The 4,837-nt window shown below is 65.2% G+C and carries 5 protein-coding genes; 4 read left to right on the forward strand and 1 reads right to left on the reverse strand.

The genetic code is table 11. The features are described 5' to 3' along the window. Nucleotides 1–95 precede the first annotated feature (95 nt). From NP3_RS15830 to NP3_RS15845, 4 genes are all read left to right on the forward strand, one after another. Nucleotides 96–560, forward strand: coding sequence for a nitroreductase/quinone reductase family protein (locus NP3_RS15830; RefSeq protein WP_245720957.1), 465 nt, complete (start codon nt 96–98; stop codon nt 558–560). A 73-nt stretch (nt 561–633) separates the two neighbouring features. Beyond that, on the forward strand, nt 634–2,193 hold the full coding sequence (locus NP3_RS15835; protein ID WP_063042057.1) for an alkaline phosphatase D family protein: 1,560 nt from the start codon (nt 634–636) through the stop codon (nt 2,191–2,193). Between the two features lie 52 nt (nt 2,194–2,245). Further along, entirely contained in the window at nt 2,246–3,523 is a 1,278-nt protein-coding gene (locus NP3_RS15840; RefSeq protein WP_063042059.1) for an FAD-binding oxidoreductase, read from the forward strand. Nucleotides 3,524–3,670: 147 nt separating this feature from the next. Then, nucleotides 3,671–4,495: an SDR family NAD(P)-dependent oxidoreductase gene (locus NP3_RS15845; RefSeq protein ID WP_063824788.1), complete on the forward strand. Its 825-nt coding sequence runs from the start codon at nt 3,671–3,673 to the stop codon at nt 4,493–4,495. Nucleotides 4,496–4,648: 153 nt separating this feature from the next. Here NP3_RS15845 and ctaF read toward each other — a convergent pair. Then, a partial coding sequence (gene ctaF, locus NP3_RS15850) for an aa3-type cytochrome oxidase subunit IV (RefSeq protein ID WP_169814508.1) occupies nt 4,649–4,837 on the reverse strand: 189 nt, incomplete at its 5' end.

Genomic DNA, 4,837 nt, shown 5'->3' on the forward strand with positions numbered 1-4,837 from the left:
TCCGGGGTCTTCGATCATCCGGCGTCCGGCCACGAAATGATCACCGAAGTGGAATGCTGTCAGGTAGACAGTTCCGAGCGGTATGGGAGCGAATCATGAGTTTTCAGAAGATTCCACCGGGAACCCGGGGATCCCGACCGCCGTCACCCAATCCGGTGTTCCGTTTCCTCATCCAGGCGATGGAGCGATACCACCGATTCCGCCACGACCGATTCATGGGGATGGACCTGGTCTATCTGACCACCGTCGGTGCGAAGAGCGGTCAGGAACGCCGGGTGACGGTGAGCCGGTTTCCGGCCGACGACGGCGGCTGGCTGATCGTCGCCTCCATGGGCGGCGCGATCCAACATCCGGGCTGGTATCACAATATCGCCGCGCACCCGGATCAGGTGTGGGCCGAGGTGGGCGGTACGAAGTACCACGTCACGGCCGAACAGCTGGACGAGCAACGGCGTGAGCAGGCATGGAAGCAGATCACCGCCGTGCAACCGCGCTATCTCGGCTACCAGAAGAAGACCGACCGGCTAATCCCGATCATCGAACTCCGACCGCGCAGCTGATACCGGCCGCCTGTTGGCCGAGCCGACGATGGGAGTTCACATGGTGTTGGACTCCCTGCGCCAAGGTAAGCCAATGACTGGTTCGGACTTCGGCATCTCCCGGCGCACCCTGTTGCGCTCCTCCGCCCTCGGTCTCGTCGCGGTCCCCGCACTCGCCGCCTGCTCGAATGACGGGCCAACACTGGTCCGGCCGCGCCCGAAACTCACTCACGGCGTCGCGGTGGGCGATCCGCGCGCCGACGGCGCGCTGATCTGGGCGCGCTCCGATCAGCCCGCGAAGCTGATCGTGGAGACAGCGGCAACCGAATCCTTCACCGACGCCAAACGATTCACCGGCCCGATGCTCACTCCGGACGCCGACGGCACCGGACGCGTGCGCGTCAACGGTCTACCCGCAGGCCAGCAGGTGCACTACCGGGTCACCCTGGAAGGCGAGGACGGCGCCACCTCCGAACCGATTACCGGTGTGTTCCGCACCGTGCCCACCGGCGCATCCGATATCAAGCTGCAGTGGTCCGGTGATGTGGTCGGCCAGGGTTACGGCATCAACCCCGAACTCGGCGGTATGAAGATCTTCTCCGCCATGGCCGCGCGCGACCCGCACCTGTTCATCCACTCCGGTGACTCGATCTACGCCGACGGCCCGCTGCAGGAATCGGTGACGCTGCCCGACGGCCGGATCTGGCGCAATACCGTCTCCGAGGCGAAAAGCGCTGTCGCGCAGACCCTGGCCCAGTTCCGCGGCAACTACGCCTACAACCTGACCGACCAGAACTACCGCCACTTCAATACCTCGGTCGCCCAGGTGGTCCAGTGGGACGACCACGAAACCGTCAACAACTGGTACCACGGCGGCCTGGTCGCCGAGACCAAGGGCTACAGCGAGCGCAGCATGGACGCCCTCGCGACGCGCTCCTGGCAGGCCTTCCACGAGTGGATGCCATTGGAGCCCAAGGAGGCGGTCGACAGCCGCCTCTACCGCAAGATCTCCTATGGTCCGCTGCTGGACATCTTCGTCCTGGATATGCGGACATATAAGGACACCAACGACATCGACAACGGACCCACCGGTCGCATCTTCGGTCCGGAACAGACGAAGTGGCTCATCGAGGGTCTGCGCGATTCCAAGGCCACCTGGAAAATCGTCGCCAACGACCTCCCGCTCGGCCTTGTCGTCAAGGACGGTGAACAAAAAGTCACGGCCTACGAGGGCCCCGCGAATGGCGACAACGGCGCCCCGTCCGGCCGGGAAACCGAAATCGCCCAAGTGCTCTCGGCGATCAAGGCGAACAAGGTGGGCGGCGTGGTCTGGCTGACCGCGGACGTGCACTACACCGCAGCCCACCACTATTCGCCCGAGCGCGCCGCCTTCACCGACTTCGACGAGTTCTGGGAGTTCGTGTCCGGACCGCTGAATGCCGGTGCGTTCGGCCCGAATCCGCTCGACGGCACCTTCGGTCCGGAGGCGGTCTTCGTGCACGCACCGACCGTTCAGAACGCCTCACCGCTGGACAGCTTCCAACATTTCGGTGAGGTGCTGATCGACGGCAAGTCAAGGGAACTGACGGTCAATCTGTGCGATGCGACCGGATCCGTCCTGTTCAGCCAGCGGCTGGCGCCGCCGGTCCGGTAACCGTAGAGATCGAACGAGCATCGGAGGCCGCGCTGTGGTTAGCTTTCGGTCCATGAGCACGCCGCACACTGTCGCCGCCGAAGAATATCTACCCCGTGACACCGCGGATGTCGTTCGTACGGTGCGGAATTCACGCGGTCGCGCGGAAAACCTCACGGTGCGTGGCGGCGAACCGATCGACGATGGTCTGTCGTTACCCGATCCGCGCGCGGTGGTGTCACTGCGAAAGATGAATGCGGTGCTCGATATCAACCTCGGCAGGCGCACCGTGCGAGTGCAGGCGGGCGCCAAACTGTCCGATATCGATCGCCGCCTCGGCGCCCACGGGCTCGGTCTGCCGATCGTCGGCGACCACCGCGATATCACCGCGGGCGGTTTCGCCTCGGTCGGCGGTGTCAGCACGGCATCGCACAAGTACGGCATGTTCATCGATCAGATCGTGGACCTGGAGTACGTCGATCCGGACGGACGCATCGGCACCTGCGGTCGCAATCACCACACCGAGCGCTTCCACCGGATCCTCGGCGCGGGCGGACGCGCGGGCATCATCACCGCACTCACCCTCGATGCGGTCGATATCGACAAGGACCACACCTGGCTCACCACCGACGCCGACCGCTTCCTGGACTTCGACTCCTTCGTCGAACACGCCTATGCCGAAATCGCCCGGCCGGGCAATGTCGCCCTGCAGGTCGGTCGTTGGGTCGATACCGCGCCACTGAAGGTTTCGCGCCCGGTCGGCACCGGCCATGTGCAGTTGGGGACCGTGCGGTTCGGTCAGTGGTCGAGCCTCTACCCGACCACGCCCACCCGCTCGCTGCGGGCGCGCCGTGAGGTCGGCACCAAGACCAGGAAGTCGTTGGGCGTCATCGCCTCTGCCGCGGGCGGCCGCGCGGGTGCACCGGTGCGCAATGCCGCAGCGGGCGCGCTCATGTTCGCCCCGAAGGTGCTGACACTGCGCGATGCGGAGTATCTTGCCGACACGGTCATCAGCTCCTCGGAACGCGGACCCGCCTACCGGGTCGCGATTTTCGCGCCGCTATCGACCTACACCTCGGTTTTCTACAGACTGCACGATTTGTTTGCTGGACACCGGGAGCGGACGGGATGCTTCACCGTCATCTCCGCGATGACCTACGGCGTGCGCTCGAAGTACCTGCGTGAGGAAGCGCAAGCGCGCGGACTCGCGGTCGAGGACCACGGATTGATCACCTTCACCTGCCGTTTGCGGCCCTCGGCGCTGCCCTCAGAACTGTTGCGCGACATCGTTACCGGAATCGATGAGATCTGCGCATCCGAACACGCCCTGCGGTACGACTCCGCGGATTAGACTATGTCGCGCCGCACATAGTCGCCAGCAAATAGCTTCGCCGCCGTCCGGCGGTTCGGCTATCTGTTGGCAATAGCGGTCGACTTCGGCACTGTCGGCGGGGTGTCGATGCGTTGGTTCAGCCCATCTACGGTGAAGGTTGCTCTGATGCTCGAATTCCGCACTGCCCCACCCCGTTTGCCGGATCGTAAGCGTCAGCGGCCCGAATCCGTCGAGGGGCTGCGGGTTCTCGTGACGGATGCGTGTTCCGAGATCGGTCACGCCACAGCCACACTCCTTGCCGCACACGGTGCGCAGCTGCTGCTGGTCGCCCGGCGCGGGGATCAACTCGTCGTCGGCTGCAATCAGATCGTCGATGCGGGCGGTGCGGCGAATTGGTTCCGCTGCGATATTTCCGCACTCGGTGATGTCGATCAGCTCGTCGACTGGGTGCTCAGCGACTTCGGCCGGGTCGATGTGCTGATCAACAATGCGGGCCGTCCGCTGCGCCGACCCGTCTCGCAGTCCCTGGACCGCTTCCGTGACTACCAGCGCATGATGGCGACCAACTACTTCGGTCCGCTACGCCTGACGCTCGGCCTGCTGCCCGCCATGCTGGAATCCGGCTCCGGCCATGTGATCAATGTGGGCCCGTGGAGCCTGAAGACAGGTGCCACACCGAATTTCGCCTCCTGCGCCAGCTCCCAGGCCGCCTGGACCACCTTCGGTCAATGCGCGGACGCCGAACTCTCGCCGCGCGGCATCCAGGTGACCGCCGTCCAATATCCGGCCGTCCAACCGGATACCGGAACGATCGCGCACTACGTCACCGAGCCCGCTCTGGAACCGACCGCCGCCGCCCGGCTGATCGAAACGGCCATCCGCACCCGCCCGGCCCGCCTCCAACCCCGCTTCGCGCGCACTCTGCGTGGACTGGCCGGTGTCGCACCCCGCTCCACCAACCGCATCCTGTCCCGCCTCGCCTCGCTCTGACCCCACGCGGCAGCAGCGGCGACGGTAGTCGAATGGTGGCTTCGAGGCCCCTCGGCAACCACCATTCGACTACCATCCGGCGACATCCCAGCCCCAGCAACGCCGAAGCGTCCCACCGGAATCCGGTGAGACGCTTCGGGAAGAGCTATTCGTTCAGTGCTTTTCGGGGCCGAGGTAGTACTCGAAGACGAGGCCCGCGGCGGCACCGAGGATGCAGACCACGCCGATGCCGATCAGCCAGAACTGGAAGAACGCCAGGCCGAGGGCGGTGATGGAGCCCGCGCCTGCCAGGGTGATGGGCCAGAAGCTGCCGGGCGAGAAGAAGCCCAGATCGCCCGCGCC

The organism is Nocardia pseudovaccinii NBRC 100343, assembly GCF_001613225.1.
GTDB classification, from domain to species: Bacteria; Actinomycetota; Actinomycetes; order Mycobacteriales; family Mycobacteriaceae; genus Nocardia; species Nocardia pseudovaccinii.